22 protein-coding genes are annotated in these 21,023 nt (G+C 51.7%); 7 read left to right on the top strand and 15 right to left on the bottom strand.

What is annotated here, in order from left to right:
- Window positions 1-10: 10 nt before the first annotated feature.
- Complete coding sequence (locus DSCA_RS01095) at window positions 11-925, bottom strand: HamA C-terminal domain-containing protein (protein WP_155314690.1); 915 nt, start codon at window positions 923-925, stop codon at window positions 11-13.
- 617 nt (window positions 926-1,542) lie between these two features.
- Window positions 1,543-2,064, bottom strand: a complete 522-nt coding sequence (locus DSCA_RS01090) for a helix-turn-helix domain-containing protein (protein WP_155314689.1) — start codon at window positions 2,062-2,064, stop codon at window positions 1,543-1,545.
- A 97-nt stretch (window positions 2,065-2,161) separates the two neighbouring features.
- Here DSCA_RS01090 and DSCA_RS33095 point away from each other — a divergent pair, with 97 nt between their 5' ends.
- Together DSCA_RS33095 and DSCA_RS01080 are read left to right on the top strand one after the other, a co-directional pair.
- Window positions 2,162-2,383 carry a helix-turn-helix domain-containing protein gene (locus tag DSCA_RS33095; RefSeq protein ID WP_155314688.1) on the top strand — a complete coding sequence of 74 codons (222 nt, stop codon included), beginning with the start codon at window positions 2,162-2,164 and terminating at the stop codon, window positions 2,381-2,383.
- Window positions 2,384-2,497: 114 nt separating this feature from the next.
- On the top strand, window positions 2,498-2,734 hold the full coding sequence (locus DSCA_RS01080) for a hypothetical protein (protein ID WP_155314687.1): 237 nt from the start codon (window positions 2,498-2,500) through the stop codon (window positions 2,732-2,734).
- Window positions 2,735-3,029: 295 nt separating this feature from the next.
- Here the strand turns inward: DSCA_RS01080 and DSCA_RS32825 are convergent, their stop codons facing one another.
- From DSCA_RS32825 to DSCA_RS01050, 6 genes are all read right to left on the bottom strand, one after another.
- Entirely contained in the window at window positions 3,030-3,164 is a 135-nt protein-coding gene (locus DSCA_RS32825) for a hypothetical protein (protein ID WP_269434622.1), read from the bottom strand.
- A gap of 13 nt (window positions 3,165-3,177) precedes the next feature.
- Window positions 3,178-3,993: an ExeA family protein gene (locus DSCA_RS01075; RefSeq protein WP_197904692.1), complete on the bottom strand. Its 816-nt coding sequence runs from the start codon at window positions 3,991-3,993 to the stop codon at window positions 3,178-3,180.
- Entirely contained in the window at window positions 3,984-5,258 is a 1,275-nt protein-coding gene (locus DSCA_RS01070) for a DDE-type integrase/transposase/recombinase (protein WP_155314545.1), read from the bottom strand. The genes DSCA_RS01075 and DSCA_RS01070 overlap by 10 nt, the downstream gene beginning before the upstream one ends.
- 135 nt (window positions 5,259-5,393) lie before the next feature.
- Entirely contained in the window at window positions 5,394-6,113 is a 720-nt protein-coding gene (locus tag DSCA_RS01065) for a transposase (RefSeq protein ID WP_231716580.1), read from the bottom strand.
- A gap of 122 nt (window positions 6,114-6,235) precedes the next feature.
- The gene (locus DSCA_RS01060) at window positions 6,236-7,000 is read right to left on the bottom strand and encodes a transposase (protein ID WP_155314685.1); all 765 of its coding nucleotides are present in this window, start codon (window positions 6,998-7,000) and stop codon (window positions 6,236-6,238) included.
- Between the two features lie 499 nt (window positions 7,001-7,499).
- Window positions 7,500-9,050 (bottom strand): sigma-54 interaction domain-containing protein, encoded by a 1,551-nt coding sequence (locus DSCA_RS01050; protein WP_197904707.1) that lies wholly within the window; start codon window positions 9,048-9,050, stop codon window positions 7,500-7,502.
- A gap of 281 nt (window positions 9,051-9,331) precedes the next feature.
- Between DSCA_RS01050 and DSCA_RS01045 the strand changes: the two genes are divergently transcribed.
- The 5 genes from DSCA_RS01045 (at window position 9,332) to DSCA_RS01025 (ending at window position 14,734) form a co-directional block, all read left to right on the top strand.
- Complete coding sequence (locus tag DSCA_RS01045; RefSeq protein ID WP_155314684.1) at window positions 9,332-10,606, top strand: L-serine ammonia-lyase, iron-sulfur-dependent, subunit alpha; 1,275 nt, start codon at window positions 9,332-9,334, stop codon at window positions 10,604-10,606.
- Window positions 10,607-10,706: 100 nt separating this feature from the next.
- Entirely contained in the window at window positions 10,707-11,693 is a 987-nt protein-coding gene (locus tag DSCA_RS01040; protein ID WP_155314683.1) for a succinylglutamate desuccinylase/aspartoacylase family protein, read from the top strand.
- Window positions 11,694-11,737: 44 nt separating this feature from the next.
- Complete coding sequence (locus tag DSCA_RS01035) at window positions 11,738-13,042, top strand: TRAP transporter large permease (protein WP_155314682.1); 1,305 nt, start codon at window positions 11,738-11,740, stop codon at window positions 13,040-13,042.
- Window positions 13,043-13,066: 24 nt separating this feature from the next.
- Window positions 13,067-14,107 carry a TRAP transporter substrate-binding protein gene (locus DSCA_RS01030; RefSeq protein ID WP_155314681.1) on the top strand — a complete coding sequence of 347 codons (1,041 nt, stop codon included), beginning with the start codon at window positions 13,067-13,069 and terminating at the stop codon, window positions 14,105-14,107.
- Between the two features lie 117 nt (window positions 14,108-14,224).
- Window positions 14,225-14,734, top strand: a complete 510-nt coding sequence (locus DSCA_RS01025) for a TRAP transporter small permease (protein WP_155314680.1) — start codon at window positions 14,225-14,227, stop codon at window positions 14,732-14,734.
- A 387-nt stretch (window positions 14,735-15,121) separates the two neighbouring features.
- Here the strand turns inward: DSCA_RS01025 and DSCA_RS01020 are convergent, their stop codons facing one another.
- The 7 genes from DSCA_RS01020 to DSCA_RS00990 all read right to left on the bottom strand — a co-directional run bounded on the left by DSCA_RS01020 (window position 15,122) and on the right by DSCA_RS00990 (window position 20,504).
- Window positions 15,122-15,910 (bottom strand): Lpg1974 family pore-forming outer membrane protein, encoded by a 789-nt coding sequence (locus DSCA_RS01020; RefSeq protein ID WP_155314679.1) that lies wholly within the window; start codon window positions 15,908-15,910, stop codon window positions 15,122-15,124.
- A gap of 27 nt (window positions 15,911-15,937) precedes the next feature.
- The gene (locus tag DSCA_RS01015) at window positions 15,938-16,093 is read right to left on the bottom strand and encodes a hypothetical protein (protein ID WP_155314678.1); all 156 of its coding nucleotides are present in this window, start codon (window positions 16,091-16,093) and stop codon (window positions 15,938-15,940) included.
- Window positions 16,094-16,314: 221 nt separating this feature from the next.
- A complete protein-coding gene (locus tag DSCA_RS01010; protein WP_155314677.1) occupies window positions 16,315-17,514 on the bottom strand; it encodes a winged helix-turn-helix domain-containing protein in 1,200 nt (399 codons plus the stop codon).
- Window positions 17,515-17,530: 16 nt separating this feature from the next.
- Window positions 17,531-17,857, bottom strand: a complete 327-nt coding sequence (locus tag DSCA_RS01005) for a TfoX/Sxy family protein (protein ID WP_155314676.1) — start codon at window positions 17,855-17,857, stop codon at window positions 17,531-17,533.
- Window positions 17,858-17,922: 65 nt separating this feature from the next.
- A complete protein-coding gene (locus DSCA_RS01000) occupies window positions 17,923-18,501 on the bottom strand; it encodes a DNA-3-methyladenine glycosylase I (protein ID WP_155314675.1) in 579 nt (192 codons plus the stop codon).
- Window positions 18,502-18,513: 12 nt separating this feature from the next.
- Entirely contained in the window at window positions 18,514-19,203 is a 690-nt protein-coding gene (locus tag DSCA_RS00995) for a hypothetical protein (protein ID WP_155314674.1), read from the bottom strand.
- Window positions 19,204-19,442: 239 nt separating this feature from the next.
- On the bottom strand, window positions 19,443-20,504 hold the full coding sequence (locus DSCA_RS00990) for a GGDEF domain-containing protein (protein WP_155314673.1): 1,062 nt from the start codon (window positions 20,502-20,504) through the stop codon (window positions 19,443-19,445).
- Window positions 20,505-21,023: the final 519 nt, after the last annotated feature.

Raw genomic sequence — 21,023 nt, 5'->3', positions numbered from 1 at the left:
TTAATCTCTTTTATAACGCTTTAGTAAATTCATCTCTAAACTCTTGAACGCTCCTAAAAGGAAGAAAAAATATTTCAAATTTGAATTCACAGAATTCAAATTTTTCGAATCTCCTTTTCAAAAGTTTTATCAAACGAGGTATGTCTTTACTGTAATCTTCGATAAAATTTGTTAAGAAAGTGGTTCTTTGGTTATCATTTAATTTCTTATATTTTTTCCAATCATAACCAATGAGGCACGCATGATTAAATCGGCAATCATCAATTGGATCTAATCGATCAACATAGCGTAATACAATATTTTTTGTCTTTTTATCTGCCCATTTACAATGACTAGTTACAATGTTTAGTTCTCGATCTGTTTGCCTATTATTATGAAAACTGGTGATGCTTTCAAAAGCACTATCAAGAGCCTTTGATATATTAGAATATAATTTTGCTTCACCGAAATAGATGTCCATGCAATTCGCTGAATCATCCCAACGCATATGGATGCCATCTGATCCATGGATTTCCATGGCAGTGCTTGTTTTAAGGTCCATTTTTGCTACGAGTTGGGGTGCCTCCAAAACCGCTTCAAGTAAGAAATAAAGCAAAAGTTCTCCAGCCTCACCACTTGTCGCATATGACCTCATAAGCTTCTTTGCCTCTCGATATAGCCTATTGCGGTCGGCCTCGGACATTGCCCTCTGCCTACGTCGTACTGAAAAACAATATTGAGTGATATGATCTGCAAGGCACTCGGCAAGATCCTTGAATTTGGGTTGTCCATTTTTATCAAATTTAACATATTTGAATCTTGCTACTGCATTTTCACCATCTATCTGTATAGGTAGATCCATCCTTGACATGCATGCATCATATTTTTCCCGCGCGACTTCTAAGTATTTGGAAAGTTCAGTTATCTGGATGGGTTCTGTAACCACAATTTAAACTCCTTGATGGTGAAAACTTTTTTCGAAAAATATGCTATCAGTTTTAGCCTCACTGATTATCGTGTAAATTTCTTTTGAGAGTAGTTTCTTAATGGCATTTTTAGCTAAAATGTTTTCAATAAAATATCGCGCCGAAGACAACGATTACCTCAACAAAAATGTATCAGTTTTTAACAGGAAGGATTTGAATCAAATTCTCTGCGCGAAGAGCCGCAGAAGTGCGTACCGGTGATGCATGAATATTGTCATGCCGATCCTGCGATGACCTTTGATGGTACATTGTACAGGCACCCCACTGCCCATTCGGATCGTAGAAAGGACGGCCTCCTTAATTGATGGTATGCCGTCCACAATTCCCTGGATGTCATCCAGAGACTTTCCCACAAAATAGTTAGGACTGATATTTGCCGGGTAATCACCCTTGACCAAGCATTTTTCGATGAGCCCGCTGCCAGTAATTATCGAATCGACACAGCCGTCGTGAAATTTGGGCCAGCGAAGGAGTTCTCCATTGGATTTGGTGAACTTTTCTGGAGCGAGAATAATTGCCTGGCCTCCAATTTTTTTATCCGCTTGCCAGGCGGGGCCATGTCTGCTCCTGACAAGCGTTAGCTCCCCGCCGCTTTTCTGCGTTCTTGGCCAGAGCGGCGTTCCTCATCTGGATTGAAATTTGAAGCGTCTTGTCGACGACGTTCGCCATGGCGACGATCATACATGGCAATCTTGAATTTTATAAAATCGCTCACTTCCTGCAGCGCTTCAGGTTTGAATTGTCCAAGTTTCAACAGGCCATATAGGATATCCCCGGCAAACTCATTTTGTTGAAAGTTGTGAATGATAGCAGAATGAGGCGGCTTACCGTCTGTTTTGCCTTCTTTTGACTCATTATTTCCAATATCAAAATTGGTTTCTTTCTTACCAGTGATCAACCAAGAAGAATTAACGCCAAATGTGGTTAATTTCTTTATTATTGTGAAAGGCGCTTCACGTTCGCCCCTCTCATAGTATTGGTATGTGCTCGTCGCTATATCAAGAGATTCAGCCATTTCTGGTTGTTTAAGGCCGAGCTTTTTCCTTATCTTTTGCAGCCGCTTGCCAAACTCTATATGTGATTTTTTATCTTGGCACATAACGCCATACGTGGTTATTCAGGTATTTAGTTAACACCATCCGCGCAACATAAACCCTAAAAAAGGAGCCAACCTTCAAAAGGTTTAGGGAGCAATCATGAAACCTCTCGAAATTAAAATCGAACTCATGAAAGCCGGAATATCTCAGGCGGACATTGCAAGGGATTGCGGTGTATCCCGGTCCCAGGTGAACCGGGTCATCGGCAATCAGTGCGTTTCGGATCATGTTAGGCGTGCGGTAGCTGCGGCCATCGGAAAGTGCGTTGAGAACGTATGGCCTGAGTATTATCAGCGCAATAGCGATTCGCAGTGTGCCTGATGATCCGACCTTATCCCGCGTCAACATACCGGTCAACGTCTAGACCGGCGCAAAAAATAGACCCGCCCATAGGTTGACAAGTCAATCTATTACGCCAGCAGGAGGCGCCCGTCAATGGCAAAGCGAACTTCACCCGACCCCAACCAGATGACCTTCAACTTCATGTTTGAGGAAAAGGTCGATGCCTACATCAGCGCCAAACAGGAAATCCTGGAGGTTATGGACGCGGAACCGCGCCCATCGCAGCCTGTCGAGAATGAATTCGAAGCCTGCGTTGAGATTGCAGCAGCGGTAAAAAAGGCCATCCGGCTGTTGATTCCCGCAATCAACGGAAGACAATTTTCGGATTAAATTGAAGAGTTTTCGAAGTTTTCAAATTTACTGGAACTTTGTTTATATCCACCGGTTTTCAACGACTTTCCACCGTTGGTCGGACCTCTATTAGGGTGCGCTACGCGCTCCAATCTTATGGGTTTTTCAAGGCATGGGCAGGAAGGCTTGAATAAAATGAGGGGAGCAGCATTTCTGATTTGCTACTCCCCTCTGGGCATTTTATTCAATGCCTCCTGCACCCGGCTATCCCTTGACAGGTTGCTCCCCAGCAGAGCCTGTCTCCGTTTCACCGGGCAAACCGTATCGAATCGGATTAAAATTTCATCTTTTTCTGCTGGCTTACCACAGACAACTCATCCGTTAATCGGTTGAGCACATTTAAGATGGCGGCCAATACAAGCGCCTCCAGTTTTTGGCGGATATCTTCGGCGGTCGGATGGGATGGCATATCGACTCCTTTCCTAAAATATTTCGGATGCGGCAAGCCGCACATGTTCCGCGTTGACAGTTTTTTCATGACCCATTGCCGCGGCAACCAGGGCACCGCGAGCCAGGTGGTTGGCTTTCCTGAAGATGCCGCCCGATCCTTGGTGGATGGCCGTGATAGCATCACCTTCGAACAGCATCCGGTCGATTCCGGCAATGGTCAGATGATGCTGAAGATAGGTTTGCATCTGTTCTTTTTTGGAACCGATGAAATGGCTTTTGGCCACCACCCGCGATGCCAGGGGAAGACAACCCGGATATCGCAGGTTGTCGATCAAATGAGTTTGTCCGGCCAGTACCATGGGCAGGTAGGGTTTTGAGTCCATCTCGAACTGACACAGCGTATGCAGCTCCACGAAGACTTCCAGACGGAGCAAAGAGGCTTCATCGATGACCAGAACGACATTTTGTTTTTTCCCGTGGATCAATTCCAATACTTCTCGTTTGATTCCATCGGTCATGGCCGCACGGGAGGTCCCGGCAGGTTTCATTCCCAGTTCTCCCATGATCAGGCGGTACAGTTCCAGGATGGAACCGGACGTGGCTGTGACGTAGACCAGCTTGTACTCGGAAGGATGCAGACCGTTTACCAGATAACGGATGGCTGTGGATTTACCGGAGCCGATCTCACCGGTGATCAGATAAATCGCCCCTAACCCCAAACTGTAATCGAAACGGTTCTTCGCTGCCGCCAGTTGATCCGTTTCAAGTATATCCGTCACCGCGATATCCGCCGTGAAGGGCTCTTTCTCAAAACCGAAGAACGGCAGATACGGCGTATTCATTTCCATAGACCGCCTCCCTGATAATCCGTCTTGTGGGCCGGTTCGAGTTGGGTATTGATGTTCTTGTCCCGCTTTACCCGGCAGTTAACATGCAGATCCACGGGAACCAACAATCCGTGGGACTTCCGATTGAAAAACACCTCAGCCGTTTTCGGTTCGCTTTCGTGATACAAAATCAGCACCCGCTTGCCGATCAATACCACCGGGGCTTCGAACAGGTTGCCGTTGAGTGTGACGGTTCGATCCTTTGCGACGGTTCGGTATACGGCGGTGCGAAAGTGATCGTTCAGGTTCTTCGGTGCCGTTCGGATGCAGGCAAGGTTTTTGCTGAACCGGTTAAAGGGCGTCATGCCGGTGGCGCTGTGAATGCGTTGGTGATAGGCTGTATCGAGCCAATGGGCAAACGACTGATTCAATCGTTCCAGGGAGGAAAGATCGGCTGCAGGTAAAAATCCACCGCGAACGGTTTTGAAGAATCTCTCAATTTTGCCCTTGCCCTGGGGCTTGTACGGCCTTGCATGAATGAGGGCGATGGCCAGTGAGGCACAGGTAAATTCGAGTTTGCGGCTGCGATAGGCAGCGCCGTTGTCCACGTACAGTTTTCGCGGCAATCCTCGTTTGGAAAGTGCTTTTTCAAAAGCATCCATGAAACTGGCCAGGTTCTCCGACAGGTAGAACCCGCCGTAAACGATCAATCGGGAATGATCGTCGATAAAAGCGATCAAATAGCTTTTTCGCATTTTCTGATCGACCACCACCTTGGGTCCGTGCATCACATCGCTTTGCCAGATGTCGTTGACCAGCTCGGCTTCGTACTTTCTTCGATCCTCCGGTTTGGGGGATTGATCCATCAACCCGTGTCGGTGAAACAGCCGATAGAGGGTGGAAAGACCAAAGCTTGCAGGAACAATTGTCTGGCGTTTGAGACTTTCCAAAAGCATCGGGACTGGCGTTGCCATCTGGCTTTGTCTAGTGGCAAGGACGATGTTGACTGTTTCTTCGTCCAAGTTTCGGGATCTACCCTGATCGCCTCTTTTCCCGGGATACAGCGATTCGATACGGCCGTTGCTTTTTTGGTAACGTCGAATCCAGCGATAGATCGTATTTTCGCTGATCCGTGTTCGGCTGGAATAGGGAATGACCCATTTGCGCTCGCACTTCTCCCTCAACAGTCGCCGTTTCTCGCTTCTGGTCAGGTTCGTCGTGCCGACAAACTCGTGAATGACCCCGAACCGGAAAACAGCGACGGTCTCATCCTTTTCTTGTGTCATACAAACCTCCTTTTTTGTGTTTCCCCTGGCTTTAAACCATTTCTCACGGTACGGGGAGCGCACTGTTCGGTAGAGGATCAGGGACGGGCCAAGCTAAACACCAGGAATTAAAAAATAATAATTGTAATAGAGGGCTTAATTGGGGTCTATATCGCGATTTTTGGGGTCAAAAATCGAATTATAGGCGGATTGTGCTTCCCGCAATTCAAATGCCCCTTCGGTGGGCTGGATGGAGCGGCCCTTTGCCATCGCCCCCATGGCGTTTTTAATGCGTTCGATAAACGGTCTGCTCCCCACGGCAATACTTTCCGTCCATCGGCTTGCCCGTTTGGCGTCAATGTCTTTTAGGGCGGATTGAACCCATTTCAAGTGGGCTGAGGCGAAAGTTCCATAATCCTTGAATCCAGCCAACTCCCGCAGCCTTTGGTAAGCAATGATGATATTTTTTCGCCGTGGCTTCTGGATTTCATTATACCCACCATAAGGCCATTTCGATGGATGGTCGACAACCCCGGCACGAACCATATTCAAATCGATGTATACCAGACACCGCAGCAGATGTTCACCGGTTTCAACTGCGGTTGAATGGTATCGATCTTCCCAAAAGGACCCTTTCCGGTGTTTCCGACGGTTATATTCCTGGGCGGTTCTTCCGGCGATCAGCCCAACTGCTTGTGGGATAGTCCTGTGATCGCTGTCGTCTTTCACGATCAAGTGGATATGATTTGATGTCACCGCATAGTTTAATACCACCAGCCCGAAACGCCTTTTCGCTTCGAAGAGCCACTGAATCCAACGGTGACGGTCCTGTTTAAATTTCAGCAGGAATTCACGTTTATGGCATCTTTGGGTAATGTGCCAGATTTGATCCGGAACATTAGAGGATCAGGGACGGGCCAAGCTAAACACCAGAACGGGATCAGGGACGGGCCAAGCTAAACACCAGGAATTAAAAAATAATAATTGTAATAGAGGGCTTAATTGGGGTCTATATCGCGATTTTTGGGGTCAAAAATCGAATTATAGGCGGATTGTTCTTCCCGCAATTCAAATGCCCCTTCGGTGGGCTGGATGGAGCGGCCCTTTGCCATCGCCCCCATGGCGTTTTTAATGCGTTCGATAAACGGTCTGCTCCCCACGGCAATACTTTCCGTCCATCGGCTTGCCCGTTTGGCGTCAATGTCTTTTAGGGCGGATTGAACCCATTTCAAGTGGGCTGAGGCGAAAGTTCCATAATCCTTGAATCCAGCCAACTCCCGCAGCCTTTGGTAAGCAATGATGATATTTTTTCGCCGTGGCTTCTGGATTTCATTATACCCACCATAAGGCCATTTCGATGGATGGTCGACAACCCCGGCACGAACCATATTCAAATCGATGTATACCAGACACCGCAGCAGATGTTCACCGGTTTCAACTGCGGTTGAATGGTATCGATCTTCCCAAAAGGCCCCTTTCCGGTGTTTCCGACGGTTATATTCCTGGGCGGTTCTTCCGGCGATCAGCCCAACTGCTTGTGGGATAGTCCTGTGATCGCTGTCGTCTTTCACGATCAAGTGGATATGATTTGATGTCACCGCATAGTTTAATACCACCAGCCCGAAACGCCTTTTCGCTTCGAAGAGCCACTGAATCCAACGGTGACGGTCCTGTTTAAATTTCAGCAGGAATTCACGTTTATGGCATCTTTGGGTAATGTGCCAGATTTGATCCGGAACATAATGTCGTTTAGCCCGTGCCATTAAACCATCCTATATCGCAATTTTTGACGCTAAAAATCTCAATATAGAGGGTATTTCGGCCATCTTTTATAACAATTTAACTTTTATTTTAATTAGTTGACTTGGCCCGTCCCCGGAAATTACCGGAAACTCAAACAGGTATCACGCCGGCCACGGTCAACAAATCCCTGGACCATCTGCAACGGTTGGGGGTTGTCCGTGAACTGACCTCCCTCAAACGAAATCGGATTTTCAGTTACACAGGATATCTGGATATCATGAACCAAGGGACAGAGTTGCCCGACTGACAGGACAATAAGCACTGGTTTTCCTTATTTTGGTAGGAAGGCTCTCTTGTGACACCTGTGGGTGAGATGCCATGCATGACCGGGAACACAATGTCTTTTTGCACGGGCCATTTTACAACGCTTTCCTTAATCAGGTGTTTTCAGGGATAAAAACTGTGGATCAAGCTTGCATGGAAGGTCTTTTTAGCCAATATCTATGCAATGTCAATTGGTTAGCACGACCCCGGCTTCGGCTCGGTCTGCGCCCGCAAAATCCGGTAGAGCGTTGAAAGGCTGATACCAAGTTGCCGGGCCGCAGACTTTTTCCCCTTAACAGTGCTCCCGTGAATCGCCAAGGCTCTCATGACCTGATCCAGTTCCACGCTTTTGCGGGCATGGTAAAGCCTCACCACGTCGGCTTTCCGTTCATCCATCTCGCGGCCGCTATCCGGCTCTGTCCCGCCAGCAACGGGGAGTAAGTTTTCAAAGCGATGCGCCAGGTGCTCGAGGGTAAGTAAACCTGGTGGGCAGAAATTCACACCGTACTCGATGAAATTTCTTAACTCGCGCACGTTTCCCGGCCAGGCATACCCTTCAAAACGCCTCATTAACTGTCTGGTGGCGCCGGTGATCTTACCTGAGGCCTCTGTAGAAAAAGCCTTTATGAAATAATCCACGAGTAGACCGATATCCTCCCTGCGTTCCCGAAGCGGTGGTGCCGTTATTGGTACAACGTTGAGCCGGTAGTAAAGGTCCTTTCGGAATTTACCGGTCTGCACCAGGTCGCTAAGGTTTTGATTGCTGGCGGCAATCACCCGTGAGTCGAATTGTATCAAGCATTGACCGCCGATCCGGCGAAACGAGCGTTCCTGCAGTACGCGTAGCAGCTTGACCTGCAGCGGGTAAGGCAACTCGGAAATTTCATCAAAAAAAACGGTTCCACCATGGGCCATTTCCAACAGCCCTTTGCGGCCCTGGGCGTTGGCGCCGGAGAAGGCGCCCCCTTCGTAGCCAAACAATTCACTCTCGAGGAGCGCATCGGGGATCGCGCCGCAGTTGATGGCGATGAAGGGACCTCTTGCGCGGGCACTGCATTTGTGAATGGCCTGGGCTATCAGTTCTTTGCCTGTCCCCGATTCCCCTTGAACCAACGCGATTGAATCGCAGGCGGCGGTTTTAAGGATATGCTCTTTCAGGGTGATCATCGCCGGGCTTTCACCGATGATGTTCTCAAGTTGTCCCACTCGGGGAAAGGCGCACCGTTCCGTCGCTTGATTCTCCTCGGATTCAGCGAATGGGCGAAGAACTCCGACTCGATAGAGTTGTTCAATGAGCCGACGAACCAGGAAGAAGCCAGATTCTGCTTTTTCAACCAAAATCGATCGCTGGTGCTGGTCAAATGCAACGATCTGCATCGCACCTATCATCTGGCCGTCCAGATAGAGTGGCCCTGTGTAATTCGCCTGATCTCGGCAATCATTTCTTATCGGACACGAGCGGCAGGTTTCATCCGATCCAGGATGCAACAGCATCGATCCTGCATGTGATCGCAGTCCGTACCCCAAGGCCGTGTCTTTCGGCACCCTGAAGCCGAGCCCTTTTGTATATGGCCCCGTTCCGGCTACGCAAAGGTAATCAAGATTGATGATAGCGATTTCCACACCTAATAATTCGCCTAAAGTCTCTATGATAGGATGGATTGCCTGCCAGCAAGACAAGGAACCGTTGTCGGCGTCGATGCGTATTTGTGGTGGAGCCGCCCACGAAGGGCTGAAGTTTTTCATGGTGCTGTTCCTCAGGTTTGTTGCGGTTCCTTGGGACAAAATCTGAGCTTTATACGGTGGCGCTTGTTTTTCATTTTCGAGAAAAAAGCTTGTCTATATTTCAATTCTGAAAGTTTGACAATAGCCATGCGCATACGTCCCACATGTCCAACGCTAATATATTCTTATAAATATAGCTCGTTATCCTGATTTTTGTTGAGTGGCACGATCTCTGCTTTGACTCAGGGGCGGCAGCAGGCCCAGCCGCCTGTTCGCATCTGATTGAAAGGCAAAATAAAAATATGGATTTACACCGGTTCTTCAAAAATGAAGTCAAACCCGCTTTGGGATGCACGGAACCCGGAGCCGTGGCATTTGCGGCTGCCGTGGCCGCCCGTGAACTTGACGCTGAGGCAGAAAGGATCTGCGTCCGTTCATCCGTCAATCTGTTCAAAAATGGTCGTTCCGTGGGACTTCCGGGCGTTGACGGCATTCGCGGCAACGCTATGGCGGCGGCCCTCGGTGCCGTGGGCGGTGATCCCGATTTTGGCCTGACCGCCCTGAGCCAGATCTCGGCAACCGCGCTGCAGCGGGCTCGCGAAATCTTCGAACGCGGAGGTGTTTCCGAAATCGTAGAACAGGACGCCCCTTCGGTATGGGCAGAGGTAACCCTGTATGCCGCCGGTCGAACCAGTGCCTGCACTATCGCCGGGCGGCACGACCGCGTAGCGTGCATCACAGTCGACGGACAGAACATTTTTAAAGCCGCAGAAATGGCGGATGACACACCGGACGATCCCCGGGAGCAATTGAAACAGCTCGATTTTGAAGACATCTGGCAACTATCCGGCGAGATTGACGACTTGCTCGAGGCCCGGATGCTCGAAGGGGTCGAAATGAACATGGCGATTGCCGAGCAAGGCATCAGCAGCACAGCGGGGCTGAAGTTCGGATCCGTGCCGGCCCTGGATCGAGAGCGGGCCGGCCTGATTGGCTTGATTACATGCATGACCGGCGCCGCATCAGATCTGCGCATGACCGGTGCCTGCATGCCTGTCATGAGCAGCTCGGGCAGCGGCAACCACGGCCTCACGGCCATCATACCATTGGCCATCGTTGCCGGAGATCAGGGCTCCTCGTCGAGGGAACTTGCCGAAGCTGTGGCGTTGAGCCACATGGTCTGCGGCTACCTGAAGGCCTATATCGGCCGTCTGACCCCCACCTGTGGCTGTGCCGTGGCCGCCGGTGCCGGCGCCGCGGCCGGGATTGTGCGCCTGCTGCAGGGCACGGCCATCCAGGCGGAACGTGCGGTATCGACCTTTGTGGCCGCGCTTCTCGGCATGGTTTGTGACGGGGCCAAGGAATCCTGCGGCCTGAAGGTCAGCACGGCGGCCGCCCAGGCATACACCACCGCCATGCTGGTTCTCAGCGGCGGCGGCATTCACGACACTCAGGGGCTCGTCCCCGTGAAGCTGCCGGAACTGGTGAAGGTCCTCGAACCCTTCAATCATTGCGCCCTGGCGGGGACAGACAGCGGCATTGTCGAGCTGCTGCTGAAACTGCCGGTCGCCGGGTAGGCGAAAAGCGGCCGTTAAAACAGATTCGACAACGGTGCGGGGACGGCAACCAGCCGGCAAACCACCGATTTTACCCAATTTGTCAAAGAGGAGTGAAACAATGTCAAACAACATTCAATTCGACTTGCAGGAACTGATCTCCGAACGGTCTACGAAAAAGCACGGATTCATAGACATCGCCCAAAAGGTCGACGGGTCGATGGTCCGGATTCCTTATTTTATCATCTGCGGCAAGGACGAAGGGCCCCTTTTGCTGGTCGATGCCTGCAACCACGGAGACGAATACGAGGGCTCGGAAGGCATCATCCAGGCGCTGAACGAATTGAACCCCGAGCAGGTCAAGGGGACCCTGGTCGGCATTCCGGCCCTGAACCTGGAGGCATTCAACGCGGGTATGCGCATCGCACCGATTGACTGGTCGTACCAGGACCTCAACCGCGCCTACCCGGGCAACGAGAAAGGCCTGATCACCTCGCGCATCGCCCATTTTTATATGCACAACTTCATCCGCAAGGCGGACTATGTCATCAGTTTTCACGGTGGGGGCAACTCCTTGTACCTCGATCCGCTGGCCGCCTACCTGCCGCCGGACACCGAAGTGGGGAAAGTCACCTATGAAATGGCCAAGGCCTTTGGCGTCAAGGTCCTGTGGCGCCAGCAGAACCTGCCGTTCAGCGGCATCACGACGGTTGAGGCCCAGAAATTCGGGGTGCCGGCGATCATTCCTGAAATCGGCGGCCACTGCGTGCGACACGAACACCGGCAGTATTACGTGGACATCTGCAGCAACGGCATCAAGAACGTCATGGTGCGCTTCGGCATGCTCCAGGGTAAGGTCCCGACCGTAGCCGACCAGATCGATGTTGAACTGCGCTATCTGCACACCGACCAGGGCGGCATCCACAAGCCCCTCAAAAAGGCGCTCGACGAATGCCGCGAGGGCGAGGTGCTCTCCGAAGTGCACAACCTGTTCGGTGAGAAGGTAGGCGAGGTCGTGGCGCCCTTCGACGGTGTGATCATCGGCTACTGGTGCTACACGACCATTCACCCCGGGAACTGGGCGTTCCTGTACGGCAAACACATTTAGCCGGTCGGCCGCATAGCGGCATTTTTGAGTAGCGAGGTTATTTTATGGAATGGATTGTCCTTCTGGTCCCACTCTTTGCCCTGGTGTTCGGCGGTGTTTTCGTTTTCGTCGCCGTCGGTGCGACCTCTTTCATCGTCTACTATTTTCTGGCGGGCCAGGCCCAGTCCATGATGGGGGCTGCGGTCTGGGGGTCGATCCAAATGTACGCCCTGGTGGCCGTGGGGTGTTTCATCCTGATGGGACAGATCATTTTAAAAAGCGGTATCAGCCAGAAGGCATACAGCTGTATGGCACCGCTGATGGAGCGGATCCCCGGGGGACTCTTGCATACCAACATCGCCATCTGTGCCCTTTTCGCATCGATCTTTGGAGCCAGCGCGGCAACGACCGCGGTCGTGGGCAGCAGCGCCTTTCCGGAGTTGAAGAAACGCAGGTACAATTTCGGCCTGACGATGGGCACCGTCGCCGCCGGCGGTACCCTCGGCATCATGATTCCTCCCAGTTCCGCCTTTATCATCTACGGCGCCCTGACAGAAACCTCAGTGGGCGCCCTCTTTGCGGCGGGTATCGGTCCCGGGATCCTGCTGGCGGTGCTGTTCTCGATTTATGTGGCCGTCAAATGCATCCGCAATCCGGAATTCGCCCCGCGTAGCGACTCGGTGGAGCCGCTACTGCCGGCGCTCAAGCGGCTCATCGGCATCTGGCCCATCGTGCTGCTCATTGGCGTGGTGCTGCTGCCGATTTTGGCCGGTTGGAGCACCGCCACCGAAGCCAGCGGCATCGGCGTTTTCGGCTCGATCGTCGTGGGCGCGTTGTACGGCGACCTATCCTTTAAGCAGATTGTCGAGAGCGTACAGGAATCCACCCACACCTTCTGTATGCTTTTGCTCGTCGTCTGCGGTGCAATGCTGCTGGCCAAATCAGCGGCCCTGGTCGGGCTGCCCCGCAGCCTCAGTCTTACCATCGGCGGGCTCAACGTTGCGCCGATGGTGGTCATGGTGGGCCTGGTCGTGATGTATCTGCTGCTGGGGTGCCTGTTCGACGGCATTTCCTTCATGGTCATGACCCTGCCGTTCGTCTTTCCGATTGTCACCACCTTTGGCTTCGGCGGGATCTGGTTTGCGGTCGTGATTGTAGTGTTGATAGAAATCGGCCAGTTGACCCCGCCGGTGGGACTCAACCTGTATGTGATCCAGGCGATCACTGAAGGTGACGACGTCACTCTGGAAGACGTCGTGCGCGGTGTCTGGCCGTTTTTCTGGATTCTGGGCGGGTTTGTCGTCATCCTGATCTGCTTCCCGCAGATCGCGACATTTCTGCCTCGATTGTTTGGATTCGAAATTCAATAACCCCATTTATACGAAGGAGAGAACATGAAGACGTTTCATCTGGCTCTGTCTGCGATCCTGGTAACCGGCCTGCTGTTGACAGGTTTTTCGCCCGCAACGGCGGCTGACACTTTCAAATGGCGTGCTGATGCGATCCTCAACGAAAAAACCGGTGAAGTGAAAAACTTTCAATGGTTTTGCGACCAGGTCAAAGCCCGCAGCGGTGGCCGTCTCGAAATCCAGCTTTTTCCCGGCGGTTCCCTCGGCATCCCCCCGACGGGACTCTATCGTGCACTGAAGTCGGGAGTCGTTCACATGGCCATGGGGATGTCCGAGTTCCAGGCCGGCGATGCACCGTCCCTGAGCCTCGACTCACGCTTCTATCTCTGGCGTGACCGCAGCCAGCGGTGGGCCATTCACAACCTTTTGGCCCCCGCCCGCCAGGAAATCTTCAACAACAGCTGGGGCATCGAACTGCTTGGCGGATATCCGCTTTACAACACCAACGACGGCATCGTCACCAATATCGACGGCAGCGGCTGGGAAGACTTTGCCGGCAAGAAGATCCGGGTCTCCGCACCGGACTCCAAACGGGTCTTCGAACTGCGCGGCGCTTCGGCAGTGTTCATGCCGATGGGCGAATTGTACCAGGCCCTGAAAACCGGCGTCATCGACGGTGTGGACACGTCGCCGCGTACCGTGGTCGGCCGCTCGCTGTATGAGGTGGCCAAGTATTATTACCCGGTCGGGTACCCGGGGACCGTGCTGTGGACCTGTGAAATCCTGGTGAGCAAAAAGCACTGGGACAAGCTCCCCGCAGACCTGCAGCAGATCGTCCGCGAAACCGCCCTGGATGCCTCTCGCAAGGGGGCCTGCGAGGCCACGGACCCCAGGACCGAGGAGGCCTATTTGGCAAAGATGCGTGAAAAAGGCATGACGATCCGGTATTTCAGCGATGCGGACATGAAACGGTCCCAGCAGGCGGCACTGACGGCTTACAAGGAATTCGTCGCCGGCTCTGAAAATCCGAATGTGAAAAAAATGGCTGAAATCATTGCACCTTATCTCCCGGACGAGACCAACTGACATTGCGTTGCAGCCGAATGGTCGAAATTGGGGCCGGCAGGTTTCGCCCCGGTGGTATCGCCACTGGAAAGGCGCCTGCCGGTCAGGCCATGGAAACGAAACTAAGGAAAACCATCCATGAAAAATTCGTCATTCGTTGCTTTTTGCCGGCAATTTGAAAAAATCGTGCTTAAAAGTGGCAGTGTCGTCGCAAATATCGCTTTCTGCGCCATGGTCGTGCTGGTCACCTCTGGTGCTGTGCTGCGCTACGGCTTCGGTTGGACTCCCGGTTGGAGCGACTCGGTTTGCGCTTATCTCGTGCTCCTCATCGTTATCATGAGCGCTGGCCACACGCTGGCCGCAGACAAGCACATCCGCATCAAGTTCTTTTACGACCGGCTGCCCGCCACCTTCAGGTCCTGGCTCGACTTGGCTTGCGGGCTGATTTCACTGGCCTTAATCGGCTTTCTCATCCATACCACAACTGATCTGGCCATCATGTCCCGTGAACTCAACTCGACCACTCCGGACGGGCTACGCCTGTTTCCCATGCAGATCATCGTTCCCATTGGATTGGGCCTGTTGTTCCTGGCCTTGACCGGCTTTACCATGCGGGCTGCCCTCAGGATATTCAAAGGATCAGCATGACTGTCGACTCCCAAGCATTGGGATGGCTTCGCCGTAGAAAAATGGCTGATTACAAAATAAGGTATGATCCGGAATTTGCCCATTGACCAACCTGCGGAAGCACTTTCGCCATACCGGCAGGTTGTACCTGGATCATGCTGTCTTCTCCCGGACTGAAGGAGAAACAGCAAATGCTTCCTATATCGTTAATACTCCCCAAATCTACCCGACAGGCGCATCGTCATACAGGCATGGGGGGAGGCCTCACGCCCCCCCTTGCACACCACCGGACATGCGGATCCGTATCTGTCGGTTCGGCCGGTCAGAACAGGGACGGATAAACCCACCTTCCCTGCCGGGCGTTATACAGACACGACGCTGCCGGCATTTCAACAGCCTCCCGGTGGGCTAAAACCGTTTTTCAAGACCGAGTGTGTAGACAACGCCCTGAAACACCATGTTTTTTTCCGTGGAGGTGATTTTCCCTTCGTCTACATCATCATTCGCTTCAAAATCTGTATCACTATGCAGAAGACAGAAGTTGATCATTCCGTCCAGACGAAATCCGTATGGTAACTGCCAGCCGCTCTCAAATCCGATATATGGACCGAATCCGCTTGTCTTGCTTTCCTCATTAAAGCGCGCCTCATTGCCGCCATCGACATAGTCGACATAGAATTTACTCTCAATTCGGGCAAACCGGATGCCGCCGAGAAAAGCGCCGTCTACGCTGTCAAACAGTGTAAAGTGTTTTCTGGCTTCGATGTCGGTTACCTGGTAATCCAGGTCATAGGTCGCATCGGCACTGGTGATCGCGCTGTCGATGCTGGAATCAGGGTGCATGCGGGTATGCCAGAGCGCCCCAGCCCCATCATCCTCCCTTTCCGAATGCCACGTTCCGTCCAGATCGGAGTGACGGATGCCGATCTCAAATGGCAACTTTGGCGTATTGACCCAGAAAGCATATCTGTAACCGGTTTCTTCGTCCGGTTCCACCCGAAAAAGTTCTCCGTTCGGGTCTCCGGAACTGTCCGGGTCATCTATCGCGTAATCCAATGCGTTAATATTCGGTTTGAGATTAATGAGGCTTGCTTCCAGACGAATGGATGTGCCGTCGGATGTTCCGGGTGTATCGCTGTCTTTACTCACCGATAGGTGTCGTGGATCGTTTTGCTTTGCGAGGCCGGCGTCTTCCATCAGTATTGCCTGCTGGTGTTTAAGCGCCTAAAGCCTGGCAGAAACAGCCTTTACTTCTTCGTTCAGTTCTTTCAGGGCGTCTGCTAAACGGTTTTGGCCTCCATTCTGGGCAAGGGCTGCCGTAGACGCACAAAACATCGCCAACCACAAAACCAACATGACATGAATTGCTTTTCTTCTCATCAATTCCTCCGTTTCAGATTCAGCGTCAGAAAAAAGGAACACAGAGATTGTCACACTCAACAGTGCGCGGCATCATCAGTAAGCCGTCATCCTTACCGCAGGCGGTCGATATGTCAATGCCTAAATCCCTGCTCCAACCCGACGCATGCCCTCGTTTGCGTTTGTTTTAACGCAGGCTCTCGTCATCTGTCCCCTGGAGCCGTCTGCCCAGGGCAAAAATTTCAAATCGTTAAACTGTCGAGTACGGTTTGCAGCACGGGTTTTAAATTGGCAGGGGTGGTTCGGTGTAACCGGAGATGGTTACAGTTATTAAACTGGAGGAACGGTGCAAGCTCTTTATGCAGGGCAAGGCTAAAGGCATCAATTTTTCTGAGGCGGGGTTCCAGGGCAAGATGATGAATATGCAGAAGTGATTTTTTTCTCTCGGTTTTGCAGTCCATTCGTGCAACCAGTTTCCCGTCCCATAAAACGGGTAGCGAGAAATAGCCGTATTGACGTTTTGCCTCGGGGACATAGCATTCAACCAGATAGTCAAAGCCGAACAGCACCTGCATGCGATTGCGCTGGATAAGCAGATTATCAAATGGCGAGAGTATTTTAAGCTTGCTGCGAGCCAGCGGTCTGCTCAGCAGGTCCAGGGATGCTGGTAACGCGTAATAACCGCTGCCGCCGGCCCTGATCGGTAATAATTCTTTGCTCGAAACCATTTCCTGCAAGGCAGCCCAAACAAGCGGTTTGGTGTTTTTCAGCAAATAGGCGATTTCGGCAGACTTTCCCAGTCCGTTTGCCCGCAGGTATCGGACAATCAGAAAACGGGCATATTCCTCCGGATTGGGCACGGTGGTGTCAGTGTCTTCAGGCAATACCCGTTCGGTGAGGTCATAAACCTTGTGGAAATTAACCCGGCAGGGAACCATGAGTTCTCCTTGCATAAACAGATATTCCAGGGCGCGTTTTGCGGGTTTGCTCGTCCATTCGGCGGTCTTTTTTCCGGCATGCTCAAAGTCTTTGGCCATCAAAGGGCCTTCGGAAGCAATGCGATCGAGCACCGAATTCATTAACCGCTCATCGCGTTCATACCAGTGATTCAGATCACCGTTTGCGATTGCCTGTTTGCGGGGCAAGCTGTACCGGTAGTCGCGCATGGGCAGGTAGGCGGCAGCGTGGGCCCAGTATTCGAAAACCTGTTTATCGGCGACCAGCTGATTGAGGTGGGACGTTTTGTAGCGGGGGTTGCGGTTCCACAGGGTATGGTGATGGGCACGCCGAATTGCCGTTATCGTATCGATCTGGATGTAGCCAAGGTGTTCAATCGCTGACAATGTGGCTGCAATGGCTCGACCGGCCTGCTTTGCCGGCGGCAGCCGCTGTGACAGCAACACCAGCTTTCTGGCTTGTTGCAGTGAAAGTGTTTCTGTCATTTCCGTACTGGGAACGTCATTTCCGTTTCTTCTGGATGGACAGTGATTCTTCGGCCCATCTTATCAATGCCTCTGGATCCTCCAGGATATCCGGGGGTATTTCAAAATATGACATGATTGTTGGCTTATCTGGGTACGGTCTGAAAGCTGATGACCCTGCCGCCAAAAATTTGTCTTTGTTTGTTTCATCAACCTTCAAATAGGCAACATCGTCAGCGACCAGACCAAACATCCTGCCGTCACGATAGAGTCCGGCACCGCCGAACATTCTTCGTGCAGTGACGCCGCTCCACGCCGAGAGTTGATCAAGAACATATTCAAGAAAGTCATCTGATACTGTCAATGATGTTTCTCCGGATTTCCAACATCTGTTAATCAGCGGCAGGGTTTATCGCGCAGGTTGAATTTTCATGGCCCGACAAATGTCCTGAGTTCCTCGTGTCGAAAACAATCCGTTGTGTGATCGTTCACCATGCCGACTGCCTGCATAAATGCGTAGCAGATCGTTGGACCGACAAAGTTGAATCCACGCTTTTTTAAATCCTTGCTCATCATATCGGATATTTCCGTTTTCGCGGGAAGCTCTGCCATGGATTTCCATTCGTTTGGTTTGGGGACACCTTCCACATAGCGCCAGAGATAGGCGTCCAACGAGCCAAACTCATCTTGTATCTTGATAACACCCCGGGCGTTCCTGATGGCCGATTCAATCTTCAGGCGATTGCGCACAATGCCGGAGTCGGAAAGCAGGCGGCTGACATCGGTTTCCGTATAACTGGCGATTGTCTCGCAATCGAAGGAGTGAAACGCATTCCTGTAATTCTCCCGTTTCTTCAGGATGGTCAGCCAGCTCAAACCGGCCTGTGCGCCTTCCAGAATCAGGAATTCAAACAGGCGCCGGTCATCATGAACAGGAACGCCCCATTCATCATCATGGTAGGCGATATATAGAGGATCGCTTCCACACCATGTGCATCTGTTTTTCATTTCTCTCGATTTTTACTTTTTTGCAGCAAGCCGGGGCCGGCCGGATAGTTTGTATTTCCCCGGAATAGCTCTCCAGATCTCACCGATCGACGTATCCGGCAGCCCCGGGTAGTCCTCCTGGATAAAAATTTTAAACTCGGCTTTTCTTATGGGCGGGTTTCTGTCCTGGCAATGCATCAGTCCTTTGACTGCTGCTGATATGGCGTCTGTGAAATTCTCTCTTTCGGCTTTCAGCCGGCCATAGTTTCGGCGATCTTTCGCGGTCATGCCGCCGCCGTCTTCGGAATGATCGTCCTCGAAGGACTCGACATCGCTCATTTTGAACAACATTGCCGGAAACCAGTCTCCTAACGCGCTGCTGTCGTGCATTCTGGAAAAGTGTCTGACAAAATTTTTCATGTCGACTTCTTTTGGCCGGCCCTGCGTCCATTCCCGATAGGTCGACAAACCGTCCTCGACGGCTTTAAAGATCGTCGAGGGTCCAGCCGACCACCGTTTTAGCAGCTGGTTTGCCGTAATCCATCTTTCCATGTTTGTCGCCTCCTGTAACGCGCCTGCTGGCTTGTCAGGGGAAGTCCGGTTCAGGAAAACCGGTCGTTTCGAGCCGCGGTTCCTGGCACCGACGTTGAGTATCAGGACGTTGAATGGATCATGGGCTGTTGATAATTGTCGACCATAACAACAAAAAACACCGCATTTCAAGAGATATCCCGAAAACTGTCAACGGGAATGCAAAGGGAAGGCATCGTATCACGAGTTGAATGATGAAAGACAGCATGCCGCCATTCATCATTATGCGGTTTCTTGTCGGATAGCGGATATTCGATTGTCAAACCGATCCCGGTGCAGGTCCGGGTGGGGGCGCGGCAACTTCCCTGGCAGAACGTCTCACCGGAGTTTAAACAGGCCGAGAGGCCGGTGAGGCAATTCGACCCCGGCCATCAGACGTCGAGGTCGGCTTCGGTTTTAATACAGTTTCTTCCTCTGTTTTTGGCCAAATACAACGCCTGGTCCGCACGAGATAAAACGGATTCAATTTTTTCATTGCACCGGAATTGCGCCACCCCGCCGGAAACAGTCAGCGCCAGGTCCGGCGCCACATCCTTGAAGCGAAGCGCTTGAATGGCCCTGCGGATTCGATCGGCGGCCACCGTTGCGCCGTCAAGGTCGACACCGATGGCCACGAAAACAAATTCTTCACCTCCAAAACGGGCAAACAGGTCTGACGTCCGCAGGTAGGGCTGAACCGCAGATGAAAACCGCTTCAGTACGATATCGCCCACATGGTGCCCCAGGTGGTCGTTGATTCTTTTGAAACGGTCTATATCGAAAAAACAGACACAAAAGCTGATACCGCCGCGATCGGCAACCGACTTCTGTTGTCTGAGCACATACATCAGATGCCGCCTGTTGATTAAACCGGTAAGTTCGTCAGTTGTGGCCATTCTCTCTATTTTCTCAATTGCCGAGGCAAGTTCGGCATTGCGCAGGTGCAGTTTTTTTCTTAGCAGGCTTATTTCATTACTGACAAAGGAGAAGGCAACGATGACCAATGTAAAAACAAGCGCGACAACGATTTCATATTCGATATTCAATATGCGTGGATAAAGCTTATAAACCGTCAAAATGACACCGATATACCCCAATATCATCAGCGCTGCCGTAGCCCGGTACTGGTTGGGGGTCATGCTGAAGGCGCCGTATAAAAGAATAATGGGGAAATACATCAGCATGAGGGGGCGGAACTGATCCATGAAGAAAACGGTTGTCAGCAGCGTCAGGATTGACCAGATCACCATCTCCCGGGTCATGCTGGGATCGGACAAGCGCCGGTTTATACCAAGGCGAATCAGTAAAAGAAGTGCTACATGACCAGTCCACAGAAAGAGCATCAGGCAGATAAACCCCTGCCACTCTATCCTGAATCCACCTGAGAAAAACAGTATAACGGATACCACCGTCTGACTGACACCCCCGCCCACTGCCTGGAGTGCTCGTTTCATCCGGATCTGCTGTTTCACGTCATCTTCTGGAATCAACTTGCCGTACAAGATTGCCTCTCCCCCACAACGGTCTCTTCCCTTTATCCATTCCAAGTCGAGTATCTGTATCGATTCAAGGACTTAGTACTTCGATTCCATGTTGTGCAGGCTTTCTTTCAATTCCAGAAGCCTCCAAAAATTATTGAATCGTATCGGTTTTCATATCTCTTTGCAAAGGCATTCGAATCAAAAAATGAGAAAATCAATCATGAAGACCATTCATAAAAAATCGGCATACGCCGGCAATACGTTAGCGTTGGCTCCAAACAGCAGACCCCCTCCGTGGAACGGCATGTAGTAAAGCAGAATCGGGCAATTACACCGGTTGTTCCTGACCAGTTAGGCGTCCACCGGGGTTTTCAGTCCGACTGGATGTCGCCGGGCTTGAATGGGCATTGCCGTGCATCAGGCAAATCTATGATTATCCGGATCAGCAGGGGATCCTCATTGAATAAGTCGGTTGGCGGGTATGCGCAGGAA

It is taken from the genome of Desulfosarcina alkanivorans (assembly GCF_009688945.1).
GTDB classification, from domain to species: Bacteria; Desulfobacterota; Desulfobacteria; order Desulfobacterales; family Desulfosarcinaceae; genus Desulfosarcina; species Desulfosarcina alkanivorans.
This window is presented reverse-complemented; position numbering and strand designations above follow the sequence as displayed.

What these genes read in the sequence shown, in the direction of transcription:
- DSCA_RS01090 (WP_155314689.1), bottom strand. Translation starts at nt 2,064, where the DNA reads ATGTGCCAAGATAAAAAATCACATATAGAGTTTGGCAAGCGGCTGCAA.
- DSCA_RS33095 (WP_155314688.1), top strand. Translation starts at nt 2,162, where the DNA reads ATGAAACCTCTCGAAATTAAAATCGAACTCATGAAAGCCGGAATATCT.
- DSCA_RS01080 (WP_155314687.1), top strand. Translation starts at nt 2,498, where the DNA reads ATGGCAAAGCGAACTTCACCCGACCCCAACCAGATGACCTTCAACTTC.
- DSCA_RS32825 (WP_269434622.1), bottom strand. Translation starts at nt 3,164, where the DNA reads ATGCCATCCCATCCGACCGCCGAAGATATCCGCCAAAAACTGGAGGCG.
- DSCA_RS01075 (WP_197904692.1), bottom strand. Translation starts at nt 3,993, where the DNA reads ATGGAAATGAATACGCCGTATCTGCCGTTCTTCGGTTTTGAGAAAGAG.
- DSCA_RS01070 (WP_155314545.1), bottom strand. Translation starts at nt 5,258, where the DNA reads ATGACACAAGAAAAGGATGAGACCGTCGCTGTTTTCCGGTTCGGGGTC.
- DSCA_RS01060 (WP_155314685.1), bottom strand. Translation starts at nt 7,000, where the DNA reads ATGGCACGGGCTAAACGACATTATGTTCCGGATCAAATCTGGCACATT.
- DSCA_RS01050 (WP_197904707.1), bottom strand. Translation starts at nt 9,050, where the DNA reads ATGAAAAACTTCAGCCCTTCGTGGGCGGCTCCACCACAAATACGCATC.
- DSCA_RS01045 (WP_155314684.1), top strand. Translation starts at nt 9,332, where the DNA reads ATGGATTTACACCGGTTCTTCAAAAATGAAGTCAAACCCGCTTTGGGA.
- DSCA_RS01040 (WP_155314683.1), top strand. Translation starts at nt 10,707, where the DNA reads ATGTCAAACAACATTCAATTCGACTTGCAGGAACTGATCTCCGAACGG.
- DSCA_RS01035 (WP_155314682.1), top strand. Translation starts at nt 11,738, where the DNA reads ATGGAATGGATTGTCCTTCTGGTCCCACTCTTTGCCCTGGTGTTCGGC.
- DSCA_RS01030 (WP_155314681.1), top strand. Translation starts at nt 13,067, where the DNA reads ATGAAGACGTTTCATCTGGCTCTGTCTGCGATCCTGGTAACCGGCCTG.
- DSCA_RS01025 (WP_155314680.1), top strand. Translation starts at nt 14,225, where the DNA reads ATGAAAAATTCGTCATTCGTTGCTTTTTGCCGGCAATTTGAAAAAATC.
- DSCA_RS01020 (WP_155314679.1), bottom strand. Translation starts at nt 15,910, where the DNA reads ATGGAAGACGCCGGCCTCGCAAAGCAAAACGATCCACGACACCTATCG.
- DSCA_RS01015 (WP_155314678.1), bottom strand. Translation starts at nt 16,093, where the DNA reads ATGAGAAGAAAAGCAATTCATGTCATGTTGGTTTTGTGGTTGGCGATG.
- DSCA_RS01010 (WP_155314677.1), bottom strand. Translation starts at nt 17,514, where the DNA reads ATGACAGAAACACTTTCACTGCAACAAGCCAGAAAGCTGGTGTTGCTG.
- DSCA_RS01000 (WP_155314675.1), bottom strand. Translation starts at nt 18,501, where the DNA reads ATGAAAAACAGATGCACATGGTGTGGAAGCGATCCTCTATATATCGCC.
- DSCA_RS00990 (WP_155314673.1), bottom strand. Translation starts at nt 20,504, where the DNA reads ATGAAACGAGCACTCCAGGCAGTGGGCGGGGGTGTCAGTCAGACGGTG.